This is a genomic window from Chitinophaga nivalis, from assembly GCF_025989125.1.
GTDB classification, from domain to species: Bacteria; Bacteroidota; Bacteroidia; order Chitinophagales; family Chitinophagaceae; genus Chitinophaga; species Chitinophaga nivalis.
In genome coordinates this window covers 3941014-3963027 of sequence record NZ_JAPDNR010000001.1, presented here as the reverse complement: position 1 = coordinate 3963027, position 22014 = coordinate 3941014, and the positions used below count along the sequence as shown (strand labels likewise).

Annotated in this window: 22 protein-coding genes and 1 tRNA gene; 14 read left to right on the top strand and 9 right to left on the bottom strand. The window is 45.8% G+C overall.

Annotation, left to right across the window (positions count from 1 at the left end; translation table 11 throughout):
• Positions 1–10: 10 nt before the first annotated feature.
• The 3 genes from OL444_RS15805 to OL444_RS15795 are packed head-to-tail and all read left to right on the top strand — an operon-like array spanning position 11 to position 4728.
• Positions 11–1711, top strand: coding sequence for a SusD/RagB family nutrient-binding outer membrane lipoprotein (locus tag OL444_RS15805; RefSeq protein ID WP_264731806.1), 1701 nt, complete (start codon positions 11–13; stop codon positions 1709–1711).
• 36 nt (positions 1712–1747) lie between these two features.
• Positions 1748–3103: a PhoPQ-activated pathogenicity-related family protein gene (locus OL444_RS15800; RefSeq protein WP_264731808.1), complete on the top strand. Its 1356-nt coding sequence runs from the start codon at positions 1748–1750 to the stop codon at positions 3101–3103.
• Entirely contained in the window at positions 3103–4728 is a 1626-nt protein-coding gene (locus tag OL444_RS15795) for a glycerophosphodiester phosphodiesterase family protein (RefSeq protein WP_264731810.1), read from the top strand. The genes OL444_RS15800 and OL444_RS15795 overlap by 1 nt, the downstream gene beginning before the upstream one ends.
• A gap of 120 nt (positions 4729–4848) precedes the next feature.
• Here OL444_RS15795 and OL444_RS15790 read toward each other — a convergent pair whose 3' ends face one another.
• Entirely contained in the window at positions 4849–5559 is a 711-nt protein-coding gene (locus tag OL444_RS15790; protein WP_264731811.1) for a DUF3667 domain-containing protein, read from the bottom strand.
• Between the two features lie 9 nt (positions 5560–5568).
• Positions 5569–5811, bottom strand: coding sequence for a hypothetical protein (locus OL444_RS15785; protein WP_264731812.1), 243 nt, complete (start codon positions 5809–5811; stop codon positions 5569–5571).
• Between the two features lie 83 nt (positions 5812–5894).
• Here OL444_RS15785 and OL444_RS15780 point away from each other — a divergent pair, with 83 nt between their 5' ends.
• Positions 5895–6656, top strand: coding sequence for a response regulator transcription factor (locus tag OL444_RS15780; RefSeq protein WP_264731813.1), 762 nt, complete (start codon positions 5895–5897; stop codon positions 6654–6656).
• A 193-nt stretch (positions 6657–6849) separates the two neighbouring features.
• Here the strand turns inward: OL444_RS15780 and OL444_RS15775 are convergent, their stop codons facing one another.
• The 3 genes from OL444_RS15775 to OL444_RS31975 all read right to left on the bottom strand — a co-directional run bounded on the left by OL444_RS15775 (position 6850) and on the right by OL444_RS31975 (position 8732).
• Positions 6850–7203: a plasmid mobilization protein gene (locus OL444_RS15775; protein WP_264731814.1), complete on the bottom strand. Its 354-nt coding sequence runs from the start codon at positions 7201–7203 to the stop codon at positions 6850–6852.
• Positions 7204–7958: 755 nt separating this feature from the next.
• Positions 7959–8234 (bottom strand): hypothetical protein, encoded by a 276-nt coding sequence (locus OL444_RS15770; RefSeq protein WP_264731815.1) that lies wholly within the window; start codon positions 8232–8234, stop codon positions 7959–7961.
• 315 nt (positions 8235–8549) lie between these two features.
• Positions 8550–8732 carry a DUF6597 domain-containing transcriptional factor gene (locus tag OL444_RS31975; RefSeq protein ID WP_371878154.1) on the bottom strand — a complete coding sequence of 61 codons (183 nt, stop codon included), beginning with the start codon at positions 8730–8732 and terminating at the stop codon, positions 8550–8552.
• 453 nt (positions 8733–9185) lie between these two features.
• Here OL444_RS31975 and OL444_RS31970 point away from each other — a divergent pair, with 453 nt between their 5' ends.
• The gene (locus tag OL444_RS31970; RefSeq protein ID WP_371878170.1) at positions 9186–9467 is read left to right on the top strand and encodes a hypothetical protein; all 282 of its coding nucleotides are present in this window, start codon (positions 9186–9188) and stop codon (positions 9465–9467) included.
• A gap of 152 nt (positions 9468–9619) precedes the next feature.
• On the opposite strand, the gene OL444_RS15765 is transcribed toward OL444_RS31970, so the two are convergent.
• Entirely contained in the window at positions 9620–9892 is a 273-nt protein-coding gene (locus OL444_RS15765; protein WP_264731816.1) for a helix-turn-helix domain-containing protein, read from the bottom strand.
• 618 nt (positions 9893–10510) lie between these two features.
• On the opposite strand from OL444_RS15765, the gene OL444_RS15760 reads away from it, so the two are divergent.
• From OL444_RS15760 to OL444_RS15750, 3 genes are read left to right on the top strand one after another with little or no spacing between them, the layout of a single operon-like run.
• On the top strand, positions 10511–11488 hold the full coding sequence (locus OL444_RS15760) for an aldo/keto reductase (protein WP_264731818.1): 978 nt from the start codon (positions 10511–10513) through the stop codon (positions 11486–11488).
• A 13-nt stretch (positions 11489–11501) separates the two neighbouring features.
• Entirely contained in the window at positions 11502–12239 is a 738-nt protein-coding gene (locus tag OL444_RS15755; RefSeq protein WP_264731819.1) for an SDR family oxidoreductase, read from the top strand.
• Between the two features lie 19 nt (positions 12240–12258).
• A complete protein-coding gene (locus OL444_RS15750) occupies positions 12259–13173 on the top strand; it encodes a helix-turn-helix domain-containing protein (RefSeq protein ID WP_264731821.1) in 915 nt (304 codons plus the stop codon).
• A 292-nt stretch (positions 13174–13465) separates the two neighbouring features.
• Here OL444_RS15750 and OL444_RS15745 read toward each other — a convergent pair.
• A tRNA-Lys gene (locus OL444_RS15745) sits at positions 13466–13538 on the bottom strand.
• Positions 13539–13684: 146 nt separating this feature from the next.
• Between OL444_RS15745 and OL444_RS15740 the strand changes: the two genes are divergently transcribed.
• Positions 13685–14266 carry a YdeI/OmpD-associated family protein gene (locus OL444_RS15740; protein ID WP_264731823.1) on the top strand — a complete coding sequence of 194 codons (582 nt, stop codon included), beginning with the start codon at positions 13685–13687 and terminating at the stop codon, positions 14264–14266.
• A 46-nt stretch (positions 14267–14312) separates the two neighbouring features.
• Here the strand turns inward: OL444_RS15740 and OL444_RS15735 are convergent, their stop codons facing one another.
• On the bottom strand, positions 14313–15005 hold the full coding sequence (locus tag OL444_RS15735) for a hypothetical protein (RefSeq protein ID WP_264731825.1): 693 nt from the start codon (positions 15003–15005) through the stop codon (positions 14313–14315).
• 258 nt (positions 15006–15263) lie between these two features.
• Here OL444_RS15735 and OL444_RS15730 point away from each other — a divergent pair, with 258 nt between their 5' ends.
• From OL444_RS15730 to OL444_RS15710, 5 genes are all read left to right on the top strand, one after another.
• Positions 15264–16394, top strand: coding sequence for a PepSY-associated TM helix domain-containing protein (locus tag OL444_RS15730; RefSeq protein WP_264731827.1), 1131 nt, complete (start codon positions 15264–15266; stop codon positions 16392–16394).
• Between the two features lie 187 nt (positions 16395–16581).
• Positions 16582–18153: a DHA2 family efflux MFS transporter permease subunit gene (locus tag OL444_RS15725; protein ID WP_264731829.1), complete on the top strand. Its 1572-nt coding sequence runs from the start codon at positions 16582–16584 to the stop codon at positions 18151–18153.
• Between the two features lie 32 nt (positions 18154–18185).
• A complete protein-coding gene (locus OL444_RS15720; protein ID WP_264731831.1) occupies positions 18186–19523 on the top strand; it encodes a TolC family protein in 1338 nt (445 codons plus the stop codon).
• 6 nt (positions 19524–19529) lie between these two features.
• A complete protein-coding gene (locus tag OL444_RS15715) occupies positions 19530–20576 on the top strand; it encodes an HlyD family secretion protein (protein WP_264731834.1) in 1047 nt (348 codons plus the stop codon).
• Between the two features lie 32 nt (positions 20577–20608).
• Entirely contained in the window at positions 20609–21469 is an 861-nt protein-coding gene (locus tag OL444_RS15710) for a helix-turn-helix domain-containing protein (RefSeq protein WP_264731836.1), read from the top strand.
• A 170-nt stretch (positions 21470–21639) separates the two neighbouring features.
• Here the strand turns inward: OL444_RS15710 and OL444_RS15705 are convergent, their stop codons facing one another.
• Entirely contained in the window at positions 21640–22008 is a 369-nt protein-coding gene (locus OL444_RS15705; RefSeq protein ID WP_264731838.1) for a YccF domain-containing protein, read from the bottom strand.
• Positions 22009–22014: the final 6 nt, after the last annotated feature.

Here is a 22014-nt window from a genome sequence, read left to right as displayed (position 1 = left end):
ACGCAGCAACATGAAAACAGTTACTAAATCAATTATACTTTGCCTCGGGTTGTTAGGTACTTCCATGACCTCGTGTAAAAAGGACCTGATGAAATTGAATGAGAACCCGAATGGTTCCAATCCGGCAACAACTAATCCGAACCTCGTCCTATCTACCGTACTAACACAGGCAGGCATTGAAATCGTGACCCTGGGCTATCAGGATATGGCCGGTGTTATGCAACATACCCAAAAGGATGGATGGACCACCGCACACAATGAATATGACTGGGGTGGCAGCAATAGCTGGACCCCCTACTACGATATCCTGCGTAATAATCAGCTGGTATATAACCGCGCCGTGTCCTTACAAAACGAATTACAACAAGGCGTGGCCCTCGTGATGAAATCCATGATGTTTGGACTGATCACCGATCTGTGGGGAGATGCTCCTTATTCACAGGCATTAAAAGGAGAAGATGGTCCTCCTGCCACTACGCCGGTTTATGACCCGCAACAGGATATTTACACCGGCATACTCGCTGACCTGGAAAAAGCCAACATACTGCTTTCCAAGCCTAAGAGCGCTTATCCTGCCCCGATTGACGCTGTTGACGTGTACTACCAGGGCAACCCTGCAAAATGGCGCAAAATGGCTAATTCTCTCGCATTACGCTATTATATGCGCTTATCAGAGAAACTGCCGGCCATCGCCAAAGCAGGCATTGAAAAAATAGCAGGTAATCCAACACAATATCCTATCATCACCGACGCTGCAGACGACGCTACCATGTCTTTCCCCGGCAACAGCAACGCCGACTCATGGCCTGCCAACGCCGTGTATGACAGCGACAGCAGCAACTACCGTCGGCTGAAAATGTGCAATACCCTCGTTACCGGTCTGGAGGCGCTGCATGATCCGCGGCTGGGCGTATGGGCCAATAAAGTACAGTGCTTCCTGGTCATAAACGATAAACTGCCTCCCGGCACCGGCAACGTATACAAAGCCTTAGACACCGTAGTAAACGGCGAAAACAGGAAAGTAAGATATATATCGCCCGATGTACTTGCCGCGAAAGGATTGACGCTAAAGGATATTAACCAGGACGTGGACTATGTAGGATTACCTCCGGCCATCCCCGGCCCGGCAGTATATAATCTAAGTCCGGACGCGGCACAGGCTTCCCGGAATCCGCATGTATCCTGGCTCAATGATATCTACAAACAAGCCAAAGGACCCTTGCTGAAAGCCAGACTGATCTCCGCTGCAGAAGTGCATTTCATCCTCGCGGAAGCAACTGCTGTAAAAGGCTGGGCCGCCGGCGATGCGGAAACACATTACAAAGCCGGTATACAGGCTTCTTTCAGCACCTGGGGCATAAGCGGCAACCTGGCAGCTTATCTGTCTCAACCTAATGTTAAGTTTAACAATACACAGGAACAGATTATTACACAGAAATGGATCGCCAGCTGGACTGCCGCCACAGAAGCCTGGGCCGACTATAAACGCACCGGATATCCCAACTTACACGCCGGCTCTTATGCAAAGGCGCCGGTATTACCCGTACGGCTGTATTACATGCTGGAAGAAAGAAACCTGAATAAAACCAATGTGACAGAAGCCATGAAACGATTGGAAGTAACCTCCCAATCTGCTTTTGGCGCCAACGGTTCACAGAACAGTCCCTGGTCTAAACCGTGGATTATTCAAGGCACCGGTAAACCCTGGTAAAACATTTTTATCTTACTTTAAATCACTAGTCTGTATATGAAACAACGCTTTCTGAAAACAACCACCGCATTATTTGTCAACCTGCTTTTCTTCGTTGCGGCGTTTGCACAACAAACCGTTACGCCGGCCACTGCGCTGAAAAGCTACCTGAACAACGGCGACACCGCCTTCCATTATGAGCTGAAAGACTCATTCCATATCAAGGACGTAAAATGCTACAGTATTTTACTCACCTCTCAGCAATGGCGGGAATATACCTGGACACATCAGCTCACCATCTTTGTACCTGCCAACGTCAGCTATGATGGGGCGCTACTGTTCATCACCGGAGGCGCTATCAAAAACGGACTACCTAACTGGAACGGCCCTACGGACGAACTGTATCAGCAGATTGCTGCTATGGCCGGCACCAATAAAGCCATTACCGCCGTACTCAGACAGACACCCAATCAGCCACTCTTTAAAAATCTGACGGAAGACGCCCTGATCTCTTATACCCTTCATCAGTTTAAAGAAAATGGCGACTATACCTGGCCCCTGCTTTTCCCTATGGTGAAAAGCGCCGTGCGTGCTATGGATGCAGTACAGTCGTTTTCAAAAGAAAGACTGTCACAACAAATAAACAGGTTCGTGGTATCCGGTGCTTCCAAACGTGGCTGGACAACCTGGCTCACCGGCGCCAACGACAGCCGCGTGGCAGCCATTGCACCGATGGTGATTGATGTACTGAACATGCCGGTAAGCCTCGACTATCAAATCAAAACATGGAAAGAATACAGTATACAAATTGAAGACTACGTGAAACTCGGCATCCCGCAGGCAGCACATACGGAAGGAGGACAAGCCATCAATACCATGATAGATCCCTACTCCTATCGTCAGTTCCTCACTATGCCGAAAATGATTTTCATGGGTACCAATGATGAATACTGGGTAGTAGACAACGTTAAAAACTACCTCGACAGCATCCCTGGTAAAAATATGCTCCACTACACCCCCAACGCCGGACATAATCTGGGGGATAAAAAGCATGCCTTCGAAGGATTGAGCGCTTTCTTTGGAACGACGCTCACGCAACAGCCCTATCCTAACTGCAGCTGGACTACCAGTATCCGTCGTGGTAACGTAAAGCTGACCGCTAAAGCCAGTGCCGACCAACTTGTAGACGTAATATTATGGACGGCTAGTTCCACCGACCTGGATTTCCGCAATGAGAAATGGTCCTCACAAAGTCTGGGGCAAGCACATCAATCAACGGTAAAAGTAAGCACACCATTGCCCGCCAGCGGCTACCGCGCTTTTTATGCAGACCTTCAATATGTGAATCCTACCGGCGGCACTTATACTGTCAGTACCCGTGTATTCGTAACCGATACTAAAAAGATCTTGTAATGATAAAATACCTGTTCCTTTTTGCCGGCGCCAGCCTGTTGATGCAAAACACGATTGCACAACAGGCAGCACCGCTGCCCGCTACCAAAAATAAGTTTGTGGTAGTTGCCCATCGCGGTAACCATGTAGACATGCCGGAGAATACAGTCGCCGCTATTGCCGCCACCATTCAATGTGGCGCCGATTATGCAGAACTGGACCTCCGCACCACCAAAGACGGCCAACTGGTACTGATGCACGACGCTACCGTAGATCGCATGACCAACGGTAAAGGAAAAGTCGCTGACCTCACCTGGGCGGAAATCCAACTGTTAAAAATCAATAGTAAAGATGGAAAAGATTACCGCGTACCTACGTTCTCAGAAGCCTTACGTGCCAGCAAAGGGAAAGTTAATATCTACCTTGATTTCAAAGATGCCGATGTAGCCGAAACCTGGAAACAAATACAGGCCGCAGGGATGGAGCAACAGATAGTAGTATATCTCAATGGCAAGCAACAATATAAACAGTGGAGAAAAACAGCGCCGCAAATGCCACTGATGACCAGCGTACCTGATGAAGTAACTACACCCGCGCAACTGAACTATCTGCTGGACAATATCGCCATCGCGGTATTAGACAACGTCACAGATAGCGCCATGCTGGCTGTTACCCGGCAACATGGCGTAGCTGTATGGCTGGATGCACAAGCTTCATCAGAAGGTCCCGCCACCTGGAATACGGTATTAAGCAAGGGCGTACAAGGTATGCAGAGCGATCACCCGGAGGCACTCGTCAGCTATCTGAAAAAAAATAATCTGCGGGATGGGAGCAACGGCAGCGCACTACCGGCAGTAGCCAGCAGTACCAGGTACATTACGATGCGCAATGTACCCTATGGCGATGCAGGAGAAGATAATACCCTGGACGCTTATCTGCCGGAAAACCATTCGGCCAATACAAAAATAATTGTATACCTCCATGGCGGTGGCTGGACAGGCGGTGATAAAAAAGAATTGCCCAAACAACTCATCGAGGAACTGGCCGGCAAGCTGCACTATGGCGTAGTGTCCATGAACTATCGCCTGATCCGGGATCACCAAAACATTTACCCTGCCCAATTGGACGATGTAAAAAAAGCACTGGCGTTCATCTCTTCCAAATCCAAAAAACTGCCATTTGATGGCAACCAATTTGCCCTGATAGGCGGTAGCGCCGGCGCTTATCTCGCTATGCAGTACGCCTACGCCTGCGATAGTTTACGTCAGATAAAAACAGTGGTAGACTTATGGGGACCAACAGATTTCACTGATAAAAAAGTAAGACAGGAAAATAAAGATGCTGATGAAAAAGTAACCCGGCTGCTGGGGGAACCTGATCCTGCCGCCAAAATTGCATTTGACGCCAGTCCCTTTCACCAGCTCACTAAAGCCAGCGGCGTACCTACTATTTTGTTCCACGGCGGACAAGATCCACTGGTAGATGTCAACCAGGCAAAAAAGCTGCATGAAAAACTAACGTCGTTGCATATCCCAACACAAATTGAGTTGTATCCAACAGAAAAACATGGGATGGGATTAACCGCCTCCATGGATGTTTTTGTGAAAGTAATTACCTGGTTAAAACAATATTACCCTGCCGAATAATGATTGGTACAGCCCTTTCTTACTTTTTACCATAAAAGCGGAAAAGCCGCTTAAATCGAGTGATTTAAGCGGCTTTAATTTTCTTTGAATGGCCCGCCGGGATGACTGCGCCATACTTAATCATTTGAACCGATCTATTATCCAGGCCAACAATTCCACTGCCAACCAGAACGATCCCATGCCTAATATATAACCCACCAGTGATAAAACATATCCCTTTATCTTCCTCCCTCCCAATATCTGACCAATGGCCCACATACTGTATAACAGCGATACCACTTCCGATACCAGCTTTATATTTTTCCCGCTGATTCCCTGCACCAGTGCAAACAATGTATATATCAACATCCCCGTACCAATCACGAAACATAACATGATCAGTACCTCATAATAATTGTACGCGCTTTTGCGCATAAACAATTTCAACCAGGCGCCGATAAAAAGACCCATGATGATATTGGCATAGCCGTAATGCCCTTCTATCCATGTGGTGAGGGCCGCAAAAGTTTCGTACCGTATGGAGTCGCTTACGTAATGGTCCTTCTCGATATGAAAGAAATGGGTCATCAGCGTATACAACAGCGAACATATGATAAGGAAAATGACCGGTTTCACCAGCCGACTCCTGTCTTCTGTAAGGAACCTCCTGATATTTACGCCGGGGCGTATCAACAGCTCCTTGATTGTATACAATATTCCCTTCTCAAAATGCAGCACGTGCTGCACCTCATGAATGATATAATGGCTATCCACCCGCTTCAATGCTATCGGATTGCCGCAGTGTCCACAATACTTATCAGCAACAGCCGCGTTACATGATTTGCAATTCATAGTAAAAAATTATTTGGCGGAAGTTGCTGCACGGGATTGCAGCTCTTTCTTAATAGCTTTCAGCTGTTGAAATAAAGGTAAAAAGACCAGCGACAATGGCAACACCGGGGCGATATACACCACCTTCTTTTCTTTAATCATCAGTACACAAACGATCATTATCACGCACAGTAACTGGAATCCTGCCAGTATTCCCTGAATACGGCTTTTTCTTTTTAGCAGCTCCTTAGTGTCAATACTTGATAGGTTCATAATCTGGATTTCCACCAAAAATCCCGACTTTTTGCTTGCAAACCTCTACACTTGAGTGTAAATTTATAGCGATTTTAATACTTATGATGAAAAATAGGCCCGGCCATGCCCTGCTGACAAAGAACAGACCAGATAACATCACTGACAATGATCTCAGCGGGCAGCACTATCTGGATGTAGTGAAGGCGTTTGCACGGCTTTCTTACGAGAGTATCTATATAATAGATTATTCGAATATGTCATTTGAATACGTTTCGGACAATCCGCTGTTCCTCTGTGGCCATACGGCCGATGAAGTGATGCAGCTGGGTTATGAGTTTTACTTCCGCCATGTACCACCTCAGGACCTGGAAATGCTTGCCACGATCAACGATGCCGGGTTTGATTTTTATGCACAGCTCCCCGAGCCGGAAAAGAAGCAGTACAGCATCTCCTACGACTTTCACCTGCTTACCAAAGCAGGAAAACAAATACTGGTCAACCACCGGCTCACGCCCCTCTTCCTGACAACCGAAGGAAAAATCTGGAAATCCATGTGCGTGGTATCGCTCTCTTCCCAACAATACGCCGGCAATGTTCGTATATTCAAACAAGGTAGTAACGACATCTGGCAGCTAAACCTGCAAACAAGGAAATGGAGCAAAAATGGTAAACCTTTACTTACAGACAGAGAACTGGAAGTATTACGCATGTATGCCCAGGGACTTTCCATCAACCAGATCGCGGAAAAGATATTTGTAGTGCCGGATACGGTGAAATATTATCGACGGAAGATATTTGAGCGGTTAGAAGTGGGGAGTATTGCGGATGCGTTGGCGCAGGCGGTGAATAACAGGATGATGTAATGGGGCCGATGGGAGCAGGTGATTTACTTTTGGAGCTGCCTATTGCTATCCTCTTTTTCGTACAGTGGTAAAAGCGCGTTAACCTGTATAACCCTGTAACAGTAATATGGATGCAGATAGTATCCTTTCAGATTCCTTTGATATGATTTATCTTTTCATACCAAAAGCAGAAAAGCCGCATAAATCCTAAGATTTAAGCGGCTTTAATTTCCTTTGATATTCTTGTGGTGAACCTTATGCTACAAAATTCGAACCTTTTTGTATTTGATCTACAAAAATTAGCAGAAATACCCGAATTTGATACCTGATTGATGTTATTTGCTAAGTTGTTTGATATACGCCTGTTCCTCGTTAAATGGGCTGTAACGCTTCCAAACAATGCCATCTGACGGATATAACCTGTGTAATGCATACGTGCTTTAATGGCCTTTTCTTTCACGATAAAATACTCGGCTTTGGTAAACCTTACGCCTGTACGTATTTCTTTCCTTACGGCTTTAGGCGGTCTACCGCCTTTACCTTTCCTCTTTTCCTCCGTCTGTTCCATATCAGCTACGTTTTAATCTTCGAGGGCTGGCAGCTCTGCTACAATACCCGATATCTTTGAACAGATGGCAATGTCGTCTGTTTCGTCTACAAGGACGGGTAGCGTAGCTGCCCGTTACCAATCCGTTACAATCTCCGCTGCATTAATCCCCTTTGCTACCACCGGGAGTAAAGGGGCGAGCGGTTTTTGCGCAGCGAAAACACCGCTCGCTAACGGAGCGAAGATCCGTTCCGAATCAGCGAACGGGATACCGAAGGCGGCCCGTTCAATCTCCGCGGATGGAGCCTACGGAGAGCAGCCCCACCCCATCTCCACGTACAGGTGGCAACGTCTATACCATCTCCCTGAACGGGATGCCAAAGGCGGCCCGTTCGAACTTTGCGGCTTGGGGCCTGCGTGGAGCTGCCCCGCCCGATCTCTGCGACAGGTAGCAACGCGGCCTGTCATTCTTTCGGCTGTTCTCCGGCTGCAATAATCGCTGTATAATGATTAATTGTGGTAAGTACGAGTCTATCAAAAGCACGACAAACCTGCACTTATTTCGTACAGGGTTGTTATGCTTTTGATCCCGTTGGACCCTGATCTTAATGTCTATTTCTCTTCCGCTGGCTACCGTAGAAAATTCCAGGTTGCAGATTCAACGCATTGTAACGTGCGATGGCGACATCTGTAGCCGCCGTATAGGCGCCCGGCAGATTACTTACGGAAACAATGATGGTGCGGGGTAACCCTGAAACCAGGTTATGGGAGCTGGATTACTCTCCCTGGGCAGTACGCCTGGCAGGAGAAAATGTGCCCTCATTCAGGGCAGCTTCGGATAAGAAAATATTTCCTTCCACCACATACCCACCTGTTACTTTGCTAATGTTCCGGGTACTGAATCCCTGGGCCTTAATCTTCTTCTCTACATCCTCAGGAATGACCATTTTAGCAATTTGTCCCGCTCCCTGTCCTTCTTTTTTACAGGATACCATCAGGAGGGGGCTGGCCATCACCAGCGCACACAAAAACATCTTAACAAAGTACTTCATAGTGTATTTTTTTAAATAATTAACAAAATTGTGCTATCGTATTTTCGTCAACATGGCAGGTTGCAGATATGCTTTGTAAACCATAACATCAGGAGTACAGGGAGTATGAACAGCTCTACACGTTATCTTTGATAGATACAAATGTAGCAGAGCACAAATGCAGTATGACAGCAGTCAAACAGATACAACACAATGGTATAAGTCTCCTTTGTAAGAAGGCGTCCCGATAGTATTCGGGATATCTTCCGGCACTTTTAAAACCTATACTATTTATTCAGTTTTACACTCATAAAAACCGGCGCCAAGACAGACCAATCAACTATTTCCGTCTTCGGTGTATTGTTTATACAAATCACCATAGTGAAAAATCATTTTCATAGAGCCATCAGGAACGATGATGTTTTTTTCAGGTGTCTTTTCTTTCGGACTTTCCAATGTCCGATAACATTCGACCCATGTTGCTAAGTCCTGGTGGGGTGGATAGGTTTGATGGTTCATTTATTAGACGATGTTGATAGCATAACTTGTTGATAGATATTACAAATCTGCACAAATACCTCCATGCTTAATCATCACTATCCACAAAAGAACCGATCCGGGATATTGTCTGTAAATACTTCAAGGGTGTAGTTAAAACAGACCTATTAACATACTCCTTCCTTCTCAATAAGGCCCATTAACTTTTCTCCATTTCATCACCAGATGTTGAATGTTCATTGGATGGTCTATGAGTACAGGTATGACAGCCGCAGAAACAATTGTTGCCGCATGGTAAATGGCTATCAGGAATAGATCTGTGGTTAAGCATATGGTATTCCATTCCATTCCAACAGCAGCATACAATATGCAGGTCATGAGTTTCGAAAATCACTCAAAGGCATACCAGTACAGCAAAGTATGAGCAGAAAGGAGCATTGTTAGGATAATGCCGTAATGTAGAATTTCTTCAGGATTCTTAAATCAGAAAACGGTTACAATACCGCATATGCCGCTATTGAGATCCCAAAAAGAGAACGATTTGAGTTCATCGAAATATGGTACAACAGACAGCGAAAACATTCAATACCGGGATATTTAAATCAGGGTTATTCAAAAGGAACCCGACTAAACACTCAACTAAAAAACAAAACCTCCACGCCTTGCGTGGAGGTTTGTAAGTTGTCTGTGATCCCTATGGTACAAAACTCGAACCTTTTTGTTTCTGATCTTCGAAAACTAGCGGAAATAACCTGACCTACTGAAGTCAATCTCATTCCAACGATCCCGCTGGTACTTTTCCGAACTTTCTTATGTATTTAAGGAGGCTTCAAGCATATGTATATGATAACTAAGTATCAGAGGAAGATGCATAAAAAATCCTTTAGTTTATTACTTGGCATATACCATTATATTCGCAATTGCCCCAAATAGTAGGTGGTTCTTAAGTGTATAATCCGCGCTTCAATCTCACCTGCAATACGTAGCTTCAGATTTTCAGGACAAGATTTACTATTAATTAAGGCGCTTTCTCCTTCACTTTCATAGTCTTTGTTCCATTTATAGTAGGTTTCCTTAGATATGTCAAAGTATCGACAGGTTTTTGACACATTTCCTGGCTCTTGGCCGTATTGAATTATCCTAAACTTTTTACGAATATCTGATAGTTCCTTTGGACTCATATTTAGACATTTGATTGACAAGGCAAAAACTGTCAACCAAAGTCATGATTTCCATAAATAAAGCATTGAAAACAATGAGTACAAAGCTTTGCTGCATCCTTACATTTTAGCTTTGCTCCCAGTAAGAAATGTGACATCACATTAGCTGGTTAACTTGTACATGACATTAAAGATAATCAAACACCTTGCAAAAAGCTCATTGCAGTGAGCAATATATTCAACCAGGCTAAGTTTCCTCTCAGTCTTTCCTCCCTTACCTGTTTTAAGCATAATTTCCTGATCTTCCTTTTCAGCCCTTGATGCCTTATGATGTGTTGCATTACGGATTCCCGAATCATAAAATTCAGAAAGTTCCTTAAGATTAGGATTTGCGAGAAAATTCGTGCACCTAACAATAATACCGGAACAGCGAAAGTAGATATGCATCTTACTGATGGCGCAGCTGATTTTGATGCGGTCTATCTGAATGTGTAACAGGTACAGGTTAATTGTTCAAATGGTGGTTGGTGGAAAATCTGACTACAACAATTACCAATCCAACTACTTTTTATAGAGCGGCAATCAAGAATTTTGTACTTGAAATTTAAGTCAGTTTAAGAAACAATTAAAAATAGAATTATGCAAAAAAGAAAATTAGGAAATAGCGGATTGGAAGTTTCCGCATTAGGATTTGGCTGTATGGGTTTAAACTTTTTGGACGGTAAAGGTCTTGATAAGAAAGAGGCCATAGCATTACTACGCAACGCGGTTGAAAGAGGTATCACATTTTTTGATACCGCAGAAGCCTACGGACCTTACACCAATGAAGAAATTGTTGGCGAGGCATTACAGCCTTATAGAAAAGATGTAGTAATCGCAACAAAATTTGGTTGTAAAGATGCTAGGCCAGCAGTAGGTTTAGACAGCAGACCCGAAACTATCAGAGCAGTAACCGAAGCGTCTCTAAAAAGATTAAAAACAGATTACATCGATTTGTTGTATCAGCATAGAGTTGACCCTAATGTTCCGATAGAAGATGTTGCAGGAACAGTGAAAGACCTGATACAAGAGGGCAAAGTAAAATATTTCGGTTTATCAGAAGCAAGTACTAAAACTATCCGAAAAGCACATTCAATTCAACCTGTATCAGCATTACAAAGCGAATACTCTTTGTTTTGGCGTGAGCCAGAAGATGAAATCATACCGACTTTAGAAGAGTTGGGAATTGGTTTCGTTCCGTTCAGTCCTTTGGGCAAAGGCTTCCTCACAGGTATAATAAACAAAAAACTAGAGGATATCGACCGTAGAAATATTATTCCTCGTTTCAGCGAAGAAAACATAAAAGCCAACCTAGTTTTAGTAGATGCGCTTTCAGAAATTGCTCAACAAAAAAATATTACAACCGGCCAATTAGCATTAGCTTGGCTATTAGCTCAAAAGCCGTGGATAGCACCAATACCAGGGACTACAAAATTGCATCGTTTAGAGGAAAACATTGGCAGTACAAATATTGTATTAACAGCCGATGAACTTGCAAAAATTGATACAACGGTAAATGGAATTACACTTGTAGGTGACCGCTATCCTGAATTTTTAGAAAAACAAATAGACAAATAAAAAGCTAACATCAATGCAAAATATTAAAGGGAAAGTTATAGCTATTACAGGTGCAAGTAGTGGAATGGGCAAAGCCATTGCAATAGAATTAGCAAAAACCGGTGCAAAGGTTGTTTTGGGTGCAAGGCGAACAGAACAATTACAACAAATTGTTGAAGAAATTAAAAGCACAGGTGGTGAAGCCACCTGTGCTAAAATTGATGTAAAGAATAAAGCCGATTTAGTCCGGTTGGTAAATACAGCAGTTGAGCAATACGGAAAATTAGATGTCATTGTAAACAACGCAGGTGTCAGTCAATTAAGCCGTATTGACGAATTGGATATTGATGATTGGGAAGAAATGATTGACATTAACCTCAAAGGCGTTTTGTATGGGATGTCGGCTGCAATTCCCATTTTCAAACAACAACAATCGGGACATATCGTCAATATCATTTCAACGGCAGGAATAAAGATTGTCCCAATGCAGGGCGTTTATGCAGGAACTAAAAATGCCATTCGCACTATTGCAGAAGCGTTTCGTCAAGAGTCAGACGGAAACATACGCATTACAGGCATTTCGCCAGGCTTTGTGAAAACAGATTTTGCGAACAACCTAAAAAACGAAGAAATGAAAGTAACTATTCAAAAAGGAATGGAAGTAATTGCTATAGATCCCATAGCCATTGCCAATGCTGTCATTTATGCTATCAGCCAACCTGACGATGTTGAAATTGGCGACATTGTTATTCGTCCGTCAAAACAAAATTGATTAAATTCGTAAACAAAAAATGCAACAACAATCTAACATCAATCACATTAAAAGTATTTCGCAATTGGTGCGTCTCTTGGGAGTTCCTGCACCATTGCACCCACTGATTGCATTGGTTGATTATAATAATGTTCCGATTGAAATGTTTCCAAAGGGGCAAAAAGTAAGTCTTGATTTTTACAAAATTTCCTTTAAACCTACATTCACAGGACAGATAAAATACGGACAAGGATATTATGATTTTGAAGAAGGCGGATTAGCATTTTTGAAGCCAAAACAAATCGTTTTTCCACCGGAAGACATAGAAAGCTATGAAGGGATTGCTTTGTATTTCCATTCAGACTTTATCCGAAATTATCCGTTAGGAAGCACAATAAATCAATATGGCTTTTTCTCTTACGATGTTTCAGAAGCCTTATTTCTATCGGCAAAAGAAAAAGAAATCATAACCAATTTATTTGCTATAATAGCCAATGAATTAGACAACAATATTGACAGTTTCAGCCAAGATGTTTTGGTGTCGCAAATAGAATTGTTATTGAATTACAGCAATCGTTTTTACAACAGGCAATTTATCACGAGGAAAGCAATCAATCACGACATCATAACATCTTTGGACAAACTTTTAAACAGCTATTTTGAAGAAAAAAACAGTCTGAAAAACGGCTTGCCCTCAGTGAAATATATCAGTACAGAATTAAAGCTATCGCAACGCTATTTGAGTGACATGTTGAGTTCATTGACAGGGCTAAACACACAACAATACATTCAGAACGCAATCATAGAAAAAGCTAAAGAAAAATTATCAACTACAAATCTTTCCGTTTCGGAAATTGCTTATGAATTGGGCTTTGAACATTCACAATCGTTTAGCAAACTTTTCAAGACAAAGACAAATGCTTCGCCTTTGGAGTTCAGACGTTCGTTTAATTAAAGACGGCAGAAAGCAAATGAATAAAAGCGACTTGCCACTAACATTGGTTTGACAATATGAGGGCAGAAAACGTTTTTAACTGATACCAATACATGGATGCATCTGATAAGAAGAAAATTATCAGTTTGATATCACCTGCAAATGTTGATATTAAAACGATAGTATCTCACTGATTACCCAGTCTTCTTATTGGTATAAATTGAACTAGCTATCACTAAAGCCTAACTAGCTGCATGGTGTGCATGTATGAGCATAAAAAAAGAAACACCGTAATAACAGTGTTTCTTTGTTGTGATCCCGCTGGGACTCGAACCCAGGACCCATACATTAAAAGTGTATTGCTCTACCAACTGAGCTACGGAATCATTCCCTGTCCGTTGTTGTAAGGGAGTGCAAAAGTAATCATTTAAACTATATTTCCAAATCTTTTTAAAAAAAATATCAAACTAAACGTCACGCATATACGTTGATCTCATTTCCCCCTACTTCCCGAAAAATTGTAAATTTGGATATGGCTACCAAAAAAGAATATCCGGTCATTACCTGCAGCAACCAGGAAGAATGGGCTGCCTGGCTGCAACAACACCACGCCGCCGAAGATGGGGTATGGATACGCATCCATAAGAAACATACCGGCGTACCTTCCATCGTATATGCGGAAGCATTGGATGAAGCCCTGTGTTACGGTTGGATAGACGGCATGTCTAAACGTATTGATGAAGATACGTATGTACAGAAGTTTACCCCCCGACGGCCCAAAAGTGTATGGTCTGTACGCAACAGAGAACATATTGACCGCCTCCTCAAAGCAGGGAAAATGTTACCGCCCGGATTGCAGGAAGTAGAACGCGCCAAAGCAGATGGCCGTTGGGATGACGCCTATAGCAATACCAAAACGGCAGAACTGCCGGACGACTTCCTGGCGGTGCTGAAAAAAAATAAAAAAGCAACAGCCTTCTACGATACCCTGACCAAGCAAAATAAATTTGCCATCTACTATCGGTTACATACCGCCAAGAAGCCAGAAACCCGCACCAAAAGGATAGATACCATCATTGCCATGCTGGAGAAAAACGAAAAGTTCTACCCTTAATAAACATAAAAGCTCCCCGTTTCTTACGGGAAACGGGGAGCAGAGCTTACAACATACCATTATTGTGCGACATCACAGCAGGTATCGCCTGCGCCACCCGCCAATGCGCCGTAATACTATTTCCCCGTAACCGGAAAATATCATAACAGGCCCATTCCACGCCTTCGCGGACCATCATAGCTTGTACCCCTATCAGACTCCCCTCTCCCATTATCCGGTGTAGCTGATATTGCGTAACCGTCATCCAGGTATCATCGGGATAGTAGCCGGTATAGTCCGGTGCAAAGAAAGCGGACCAGGTAGCCGCTCCGGTTATGACAGCTGTATAACATTGTTGTATAAATGTTTTACCGGCAGCCGCATCTCCCGCCATGTCGCCACTGATCAGGGCTACCGGTGGCTGCACTTCCATGGCATCCCAGTGTTCTGCCAGCTGGTTATGTGCTATCCGGTACAGGTCTGCTACCGCCCATGTTTTCCCATAGAGGGAAAGGGATAACAGCAGGAGTACATAGTCGCCATCGGCAATGACCAGCCTCACCGGCGAAGTGGTGGTCGCAGGCCGGGGTTGTTGCTGCAGGGCAGATAATGCGGCCAGCAATCCGGCTTTCCCGTCTTTCAGGGTAGGATTATGTTGCCGGTAATGGTCGCTGATATAGTGATCCAACAGGGCGGTATTACCTTCGCCAATCAGTTGTTTAAAGGCATCGAGGACTAATTGTTTATGGTGGATAGACATACATACAGGTATTATCCGAAAAAGATGCTTTCGGAAAGTGAATAATCTGAATATCGTTTTGCAGGGAGGAAGGCTCAGCAATAGCTGTAGCCTGCCTGGGAGGCAGGTACCACCAAATGGGTGTGCTGATATGTGGTAATAATGATGATGTGGCAAAGATAATAAAAGCTGCGGTACCACGTGGAGCTTTATTTATCCATTATTTCTGATATTTTTGCGCTGCCCTCAAACCATGGGCAGCTCAATTATTACCGATACATGAAAAAAAACTATACACTCCGGAAATTATTCAATGACATCCATCTTTGGCTGGGACTGGCCAGCGGCCTGGTATTATTTATCGTTTGTTTAAGCGGTACCATCTATACCTTCCACGCGGAGGTGGAACAATTGCTGGAACCAGCCAGATTCAAGGTGGTAGCCCCCGCAGGAGCACAGCCACTGCCGGTGGATACCCTCATTGTCCGATTGGAACAACAATCCGGAGGTAAAGTAACATCGGTGACAATTCCCGGCAAGTCCGACCGGACCTACCTGTTCGGAGTGAAAAAACCAAAGCAGGAACGGGGTGAAACCTGGTATGTAGATCCTTATTCCGCCACCGTGAAGGCTACGGGCGAAAGCAGCACCTCCGGTTTCTTCTTCTGGATGATGCGTGTACACCGCTGGCTGCTGCTCGACAAAAACGGCGGCAGCATTATCGTGGGCGTATCCACCATCATCTTTATTTTCCTGGTGCTCACGGGTCTGGTACTATGGTTCCCGGCGCGGCTTAAAAACATCCGGCAGGGATTCAAAATCATGTTCAGCGCCAACTGGAAACGGGTCAACCACGACCTGCACAATACGCTTGGCTTCTACTCCTTCCTCCTGTTGCTGGTGATGGGCTTAACTGGCCTGTGCTGGTCTTTTGAGTGGTACCGCGATGGGGTAACCAAGGTAATGGGCGTAAAGGTGTTTCGGGGCAGAGGAGAAAAACCCATGCCGTCTGCCCTGCCGGCAGATACCACCCAGTTTCCGGCAGTAGCAGCCTACCTGGCCAAAGCCAATACCGTACTCGATTTCCAGGGTGATACCCGCATCTCCCTGTCGGGAGATATCCGTACCGCCGTAGTCATCACTAAATCACGTACCGGCTTCTTCTCTCTTTCAGCACCCGACAAAGTGCAGCTGGACCGCTTTACCACAGCGGTTTTGAAGACAGAACGTTTTGCAGATAAAAAATGGAATGAGAAAATCACAGACTCCATCCGTTCCCTGCATACCGGTGATATCTTCAATAATTTCTCCCGCATCCTATATTTTATTGCCTGCCTGATCGCCACCAGCCTTCCGGTAACCGGCACCCTGATATGGGTCAATAAATTCAAGAAGAAGCCACGAAAATAGGGCATCCCCGCAGTATAAATCAGGAGCAGGCAAACGTCATCAATGATAACGGTTGTCTGCTCCTGGTGCGTTACAGGGATCGCTGATATCCGTATTTCGTCCACCTAAAAGTGCGAATTGTCAGTTTTACTGCGCAAGGATCGGGAATAATTTTGCCGTCATTATTCACATAGGAAATCATGACGGCATGTTACAGGAATCAATGATTGAATACGGATACCGGCGAATCATCATCACGATGGTGGTGATGTTATGCGCCATACTGGAGCTATTGGATGTAACCATTGTGAATGTGGCGCTGAATGACCTGCAGGGCAATCTGGGTGCGACCCTCACCGAAGTCGGTTGGGTAGCTACCGCCTATGCGATCGGCAATGTGATCATCATCCCGATGACCAGCTGGTTGTCGCAGCAGTTTGGCCGGACGCACTACTTTGCAGGCTCCATCGTATTGTTTACCATCTGCTCTTTTTTATGCGGCCAGTCCAACAATATCTTCGCCCTATCGGTATTCCGTTTTCTGCAGGGCATGGGCGGCGGCGCGCTGCTGGCCACTTCGCAGACCATCATCACGGAAATATACCCCACAGAAAAACGCGGCCAGGCACAGGCTATCTTCACCCTGGGTGTCATTATCGGTCCGTCACTAGGTCCGATACTCGGCGGTTACATCATCGACAACTACAGCTGGCCAATGATATTTTATATCAATGTGCCACTGGGTATCATCGCCGCACTCCTCTCCTTTCAGTATATCCGGAGCCCGCAGTACGGCAGTAAAAAATCGGCCCGCGAAGTAGACTGGATGGGCATACTCTTACTGGCTGCGGCCATCGGCTCCCTGCAGTTTGTATTGGAACGCGGCCAGGAAGAAGACTGGTTCAACAGCGAAATCATTACCATTCTGTCTGTGATCGCATTCTTCGGTATTTTCTTTTTTATCTGGCGGGAGCTCACCTGTACACATCCCATCGTAAACCTGCGGGTATTACACAACAAAAATCTGCTGATGGCAACGATCCTGTCTTTTATTTATGGATTTGGTTCCTACGGGTCTACGTTTATTGTACCGCTCTTTACCCAATCGCAGCTGGGCTGGCCGGCTACCGATGCGGGGCTGCTGGTTGCCGTTTCTTCCATCTCCAGCATCTTTGTGCTGCCCGTGGTGACCCGGCTCAATAAAATGGGCGTAAAGCCACAATACCTGCTGGCTGCCGGTATGCTCCTGTTTGCGTTTAACTGTTACTGGAGCCGTAATATACTGACGCCACACACCGATATCTACACCTTTTTTACGGTATTGCTGTTCCGTTATATCGCGCTGAATTTCTTTGTCGTGTCTATCAGCAATATTGCATTTGCCACCATTAAAACCAATGAAATTGCCGACGGTGCAGCCTTTACCGGTATGCTGCGGCAACTGGGCGGATCGTTCGGTATTGCCGTTATCACCACTTATATTTCCCGGCAACAGGTATTCCACCGCAACACGCTGGTGAGCCACCTGGTCAATGCCGATCCGGCGGTACAGCATCGGCTCCTGGCCGTCCAACAATCTTTTCAGGGCAAGGGTATGCCGGTGAACATCGCTGTAAAAAGCAGTTACAAGCTGCTGGATATAAGTGTCAACCAGCAGGCAACCATCCTCTCCTATATGGATGTATACCTGGCTGTAAGTATGTTGTTCCTCCTGGCCGTGCCTTTTGTACTGCTGACGAAATCTGCTCATAAATCCGCACCTGCCGCAGACCTGCACTAAGGCGGCCGGTACTTACAAAAAACAATGATTGCATGAAAACAATAAGAAGCACCGCCCGGCTAACAGTGGCCGGGATCCTGATCTATGTCCTGCTGGGCAGTGGTAAGCTGCTGGCACAGACCATGCCGCTGTCATTGCCGGCAGCCGTGAAAATGGGGCTGACCAACAGCAAGGAATTAAAACTGTCACGCGGCCAGCTCGAAGCAGCGATGGCCCGGTATAACCAGGCCAGGGATGCCGCCCTCCCTACCGCTAAAGCGAGTTATGGTTTTACGCATGCGGAAATTCCCGCACACCGGCTGAACATGGGCGAACAAGCTATGCTGCTGCCCGACCGGGCCGACAGCTATATGGGTACCCTTTCCCTGTATACCACCCTTTTTAATGGCAACCAGCTGCGGTTTGCCCGGAAGTCAGCAGCACTGCTGGCCGACATCGCCCGGCTGGATATCGCCGGTAATGAAAATGAAATAGTATATGCCATCATCAGTACCTACTATGAGTTGTATAAGGTCATACAGCTCCGGCAGATAGCAGATAAAAACGAGGCTGCACTGGTGTTGCAGCTGCAACAGGCCAACCGCTTTTTTGAACAGGGACTCGTTACGAAGAATGATGTGCTGCGTTTTGAACTGCAGTTATCAGATATCCGGATACAGGCAGTCACCCTGGAAAACAATCGCCAAATCATTCAATACAACCTGGCGGTATTGCTGGGTATAGCACCGGAAACAGCCTGCTCGCCGGCCCCTCCGGACACCACCACGCCTGCTGCCGACAGCCTGGATCATTACCTGCAGCTTGCCTGGCAGCACCATAGTGGATTACAGCAATCGACCCTGCAGCAGGAAGCCGCACAGCTCCAGCTGAAAAGCATCCGGGCAGCACAGTTGCCTGCCCTCAAAGCGGGTGCCGACCTGTATTACGTGAATGCTGTCAGCAACTTCATTCCGGCATCCGGACAATATATCACGCCCATCACGGTAGGCGTGAAGGTCACCTGGGATATGGGCACTCTGTGGACTACCCGCAATAAGGCGGCCGGCGCCGCGGTACAACTCCGGCAAACCCATACACAGCAATTATTACAGCAGGATTATATCAGCCGGGAAGTACATGCAGCTTTCCGCAACTATCATCTGATGCAGGAAAAAGTACAGCTGCTGCAACCCACCATCCGCCAGGCGATCGAAAATGATAACATGATGGAGGTAAAATACCAGCACAATATAATAGCTGCGATTGACCGCATAGATGCACAGGTACAGCGGTTCCGCGCACAGATCAACTATGAGCTGGCTGTCACGGAAGCGGCACTGGCCTACTATACTTTATTGAAATCAACCGGTACACTGACCCATAACTTTTAACTGCATATGGAAACAAAGACAAAGAAAACGAATCAGAAAATCACCCTCCTGTTATCAGTATTGCTACTGGCAGGTACCGTATTAGGTATCAGGGAATACAACTATTACCGCCATCATGAAGATACCGATGATGCCCAGATAGATGGTGATATCAGCCCGGTAGTAGCCCGGATTGGCGGCTATGTGGATAGTATCCTCTTTGAAGAAAATACCCGGGTAACTGCAGGACAGGCACTGGTAGTACTGGACGACCGCGACTATACCGTAAAGCTGGAACAGGCCCTGGCAGCACAGAAAGGAGCGAGCCAGACGTTAGGCATTTCACAGGCAGGTATCCAGGCTACCCGTGCTTTTTCCTCCCGATACAAAGCAGAAGCCGAAGCGGCCCGGGTAAAGCTGTGGCAGGCAACGCAGGACTATGAACGGTATCAGCACCTGGTGAAAGCAGGCGCCATCACCCGCCAGCAATATGAACATGCCAAAGCAGCTAAAGACGCAGCCCAGGCAGCATACCTGGCTTCACAGGAGCAATACCTGGCCACCATGGAACAAATGAAAAGCGCACAGTCACAGCTGGCAGTAACCCACACCGGCATCGATCAGCAACAGGCAGCAGTAGATTTTGCACGGCTGCAACTCACCTATACCCGTATGATGGCGCCGGCGACAGGACTGGTTTCCAAAAAATTTATCCAACAAGGACAGCTGGTACAGGCCGGGCAGCAACTTTTTTCTGTGGTGCACGACAACAGTTTATATGTTACCGCCAACTTCAAAGAAACACAACTGGAACACCTCCGGCCCGGACAACCGGTGACCATCAAAGTAGATGCCTTCCCCGGAAAACCCTTGCAGGGAACGGTATACAACTATGCACCGGGTACCGGCGCCCGGTTTGCTTTATTGCCTCCGGACAACGCCACCGGCAATTTTGTGAAGGTTGTACAACGGGTACCAGTGAAAATCAGGATCACCGATTATCACCAGCTGCAATCCCTGTTATGCCCTGGTATGAGTGTGAAGGTATCTGTTACAACGACCACAGCACTTTAATAATCCGGCAATAATTTTTAAGTTGCAGCGTCATGAAACGTAAAAATATTCCTGTCAATCAGATGGATAAACAGCTGTCGGGCTTCCAGATCCGGCAGCTGCAGGAATTCCAGCAAACAGTTGAACAACCATCCGATGGCGAACATCGCGATGATCATTATGTATTTGTATTGGTAACACACGGTAAACTGGACCTGTTTGTCGACTTCCGGGAAATATCCCTGTCGGCCAGAACCCTGCTCCTGCTGCTACCCGGACAGATTCACAAAGTCCTTTCCTATCATAAAAGCCAGGGGTATGTGATCTCTTTCGATCACCTGCTCGTCAAAGAACATTGCAGCAATATGCTGGAACAATTGTCTGATGAATCGCTGGAAATAAAATTGAAAAAAGAAGAGGAAGATACGCTGACAAACTTTTGTCTGTCGCTCTTTCAGGCATTCGGCAACGAAAAGGCCATCCCTTTCACCCAACAGGTATTGCATGCCTTGCTGGAAGCATTCATCTACCGGGCCATGGGTATTTACACCCAAAGGGCAACAGCCGGCATACAACATCCGGCACGGGCCGTACAGCTGGTACGGGCATTCAAAAAACTGGTCAGGCAGCACTTCAAAACCATCAAACGTCCGTCACAGTATGCGTCTATGCTGAATATTTCTCCTTCCTATCTGAATGATACGGTGAAAAATCTCACGGGGCACACGCTCACTTTCTGGATTAAACAGGAATCAATACTGGAAGCCAGGCGGTTGTTGTATTACACCAATCTTAGCATCAAGGAAATTGCAGGCACACTTGCTTTTGACGATCCTAAATATTTTCTGCGGCTCTTCCGGCAGGCAACCGGACAAACACCTGGCGCCTTCCGGAGTAAGATGACGGGGAAATAATTGCCTTTTACTTTATCATCTCCCGATCATAAAATAATCCGCAGGTGGTATATTTTTTATTTTCGGGAGATGATATCCGGAGCGATCATTCACGGGCATAACAAGTCAGATCCGTTTCAGGAAGCGCGGCCTATCAGCGTATAACCGATAGCGTTAGTAACCGTTAAGACTTAGTATATTTCTTTTCCGAAAGGAGCAAAAGTGAGGCTCATCAGCTTGAAATGCTGCCGGGCAAAGGGAATACCAATAATAGTAATGGCCAGCATGAACCCCCAGAATAAATGATTCAGTGCTACCCAGAGGCCGCCGGTAAATATCCAGATGATATTGAAAATGGTTGCCAGACAACCGGTAGGCCCAGGTACATCCCGCACCTGGCTGCCAAAAGGCATCAACGTAAAGAGACCAATTTTAAAACACTGCAATCCGAAAGGAATGCCTATAATAGTAAGACACATCAACAACCCGCTCACCATATATCCGAGAAAGGCGAAGAAACCGCCGAAGATGAGCCAGATAACATTACCGATTAGATTCATATCTGT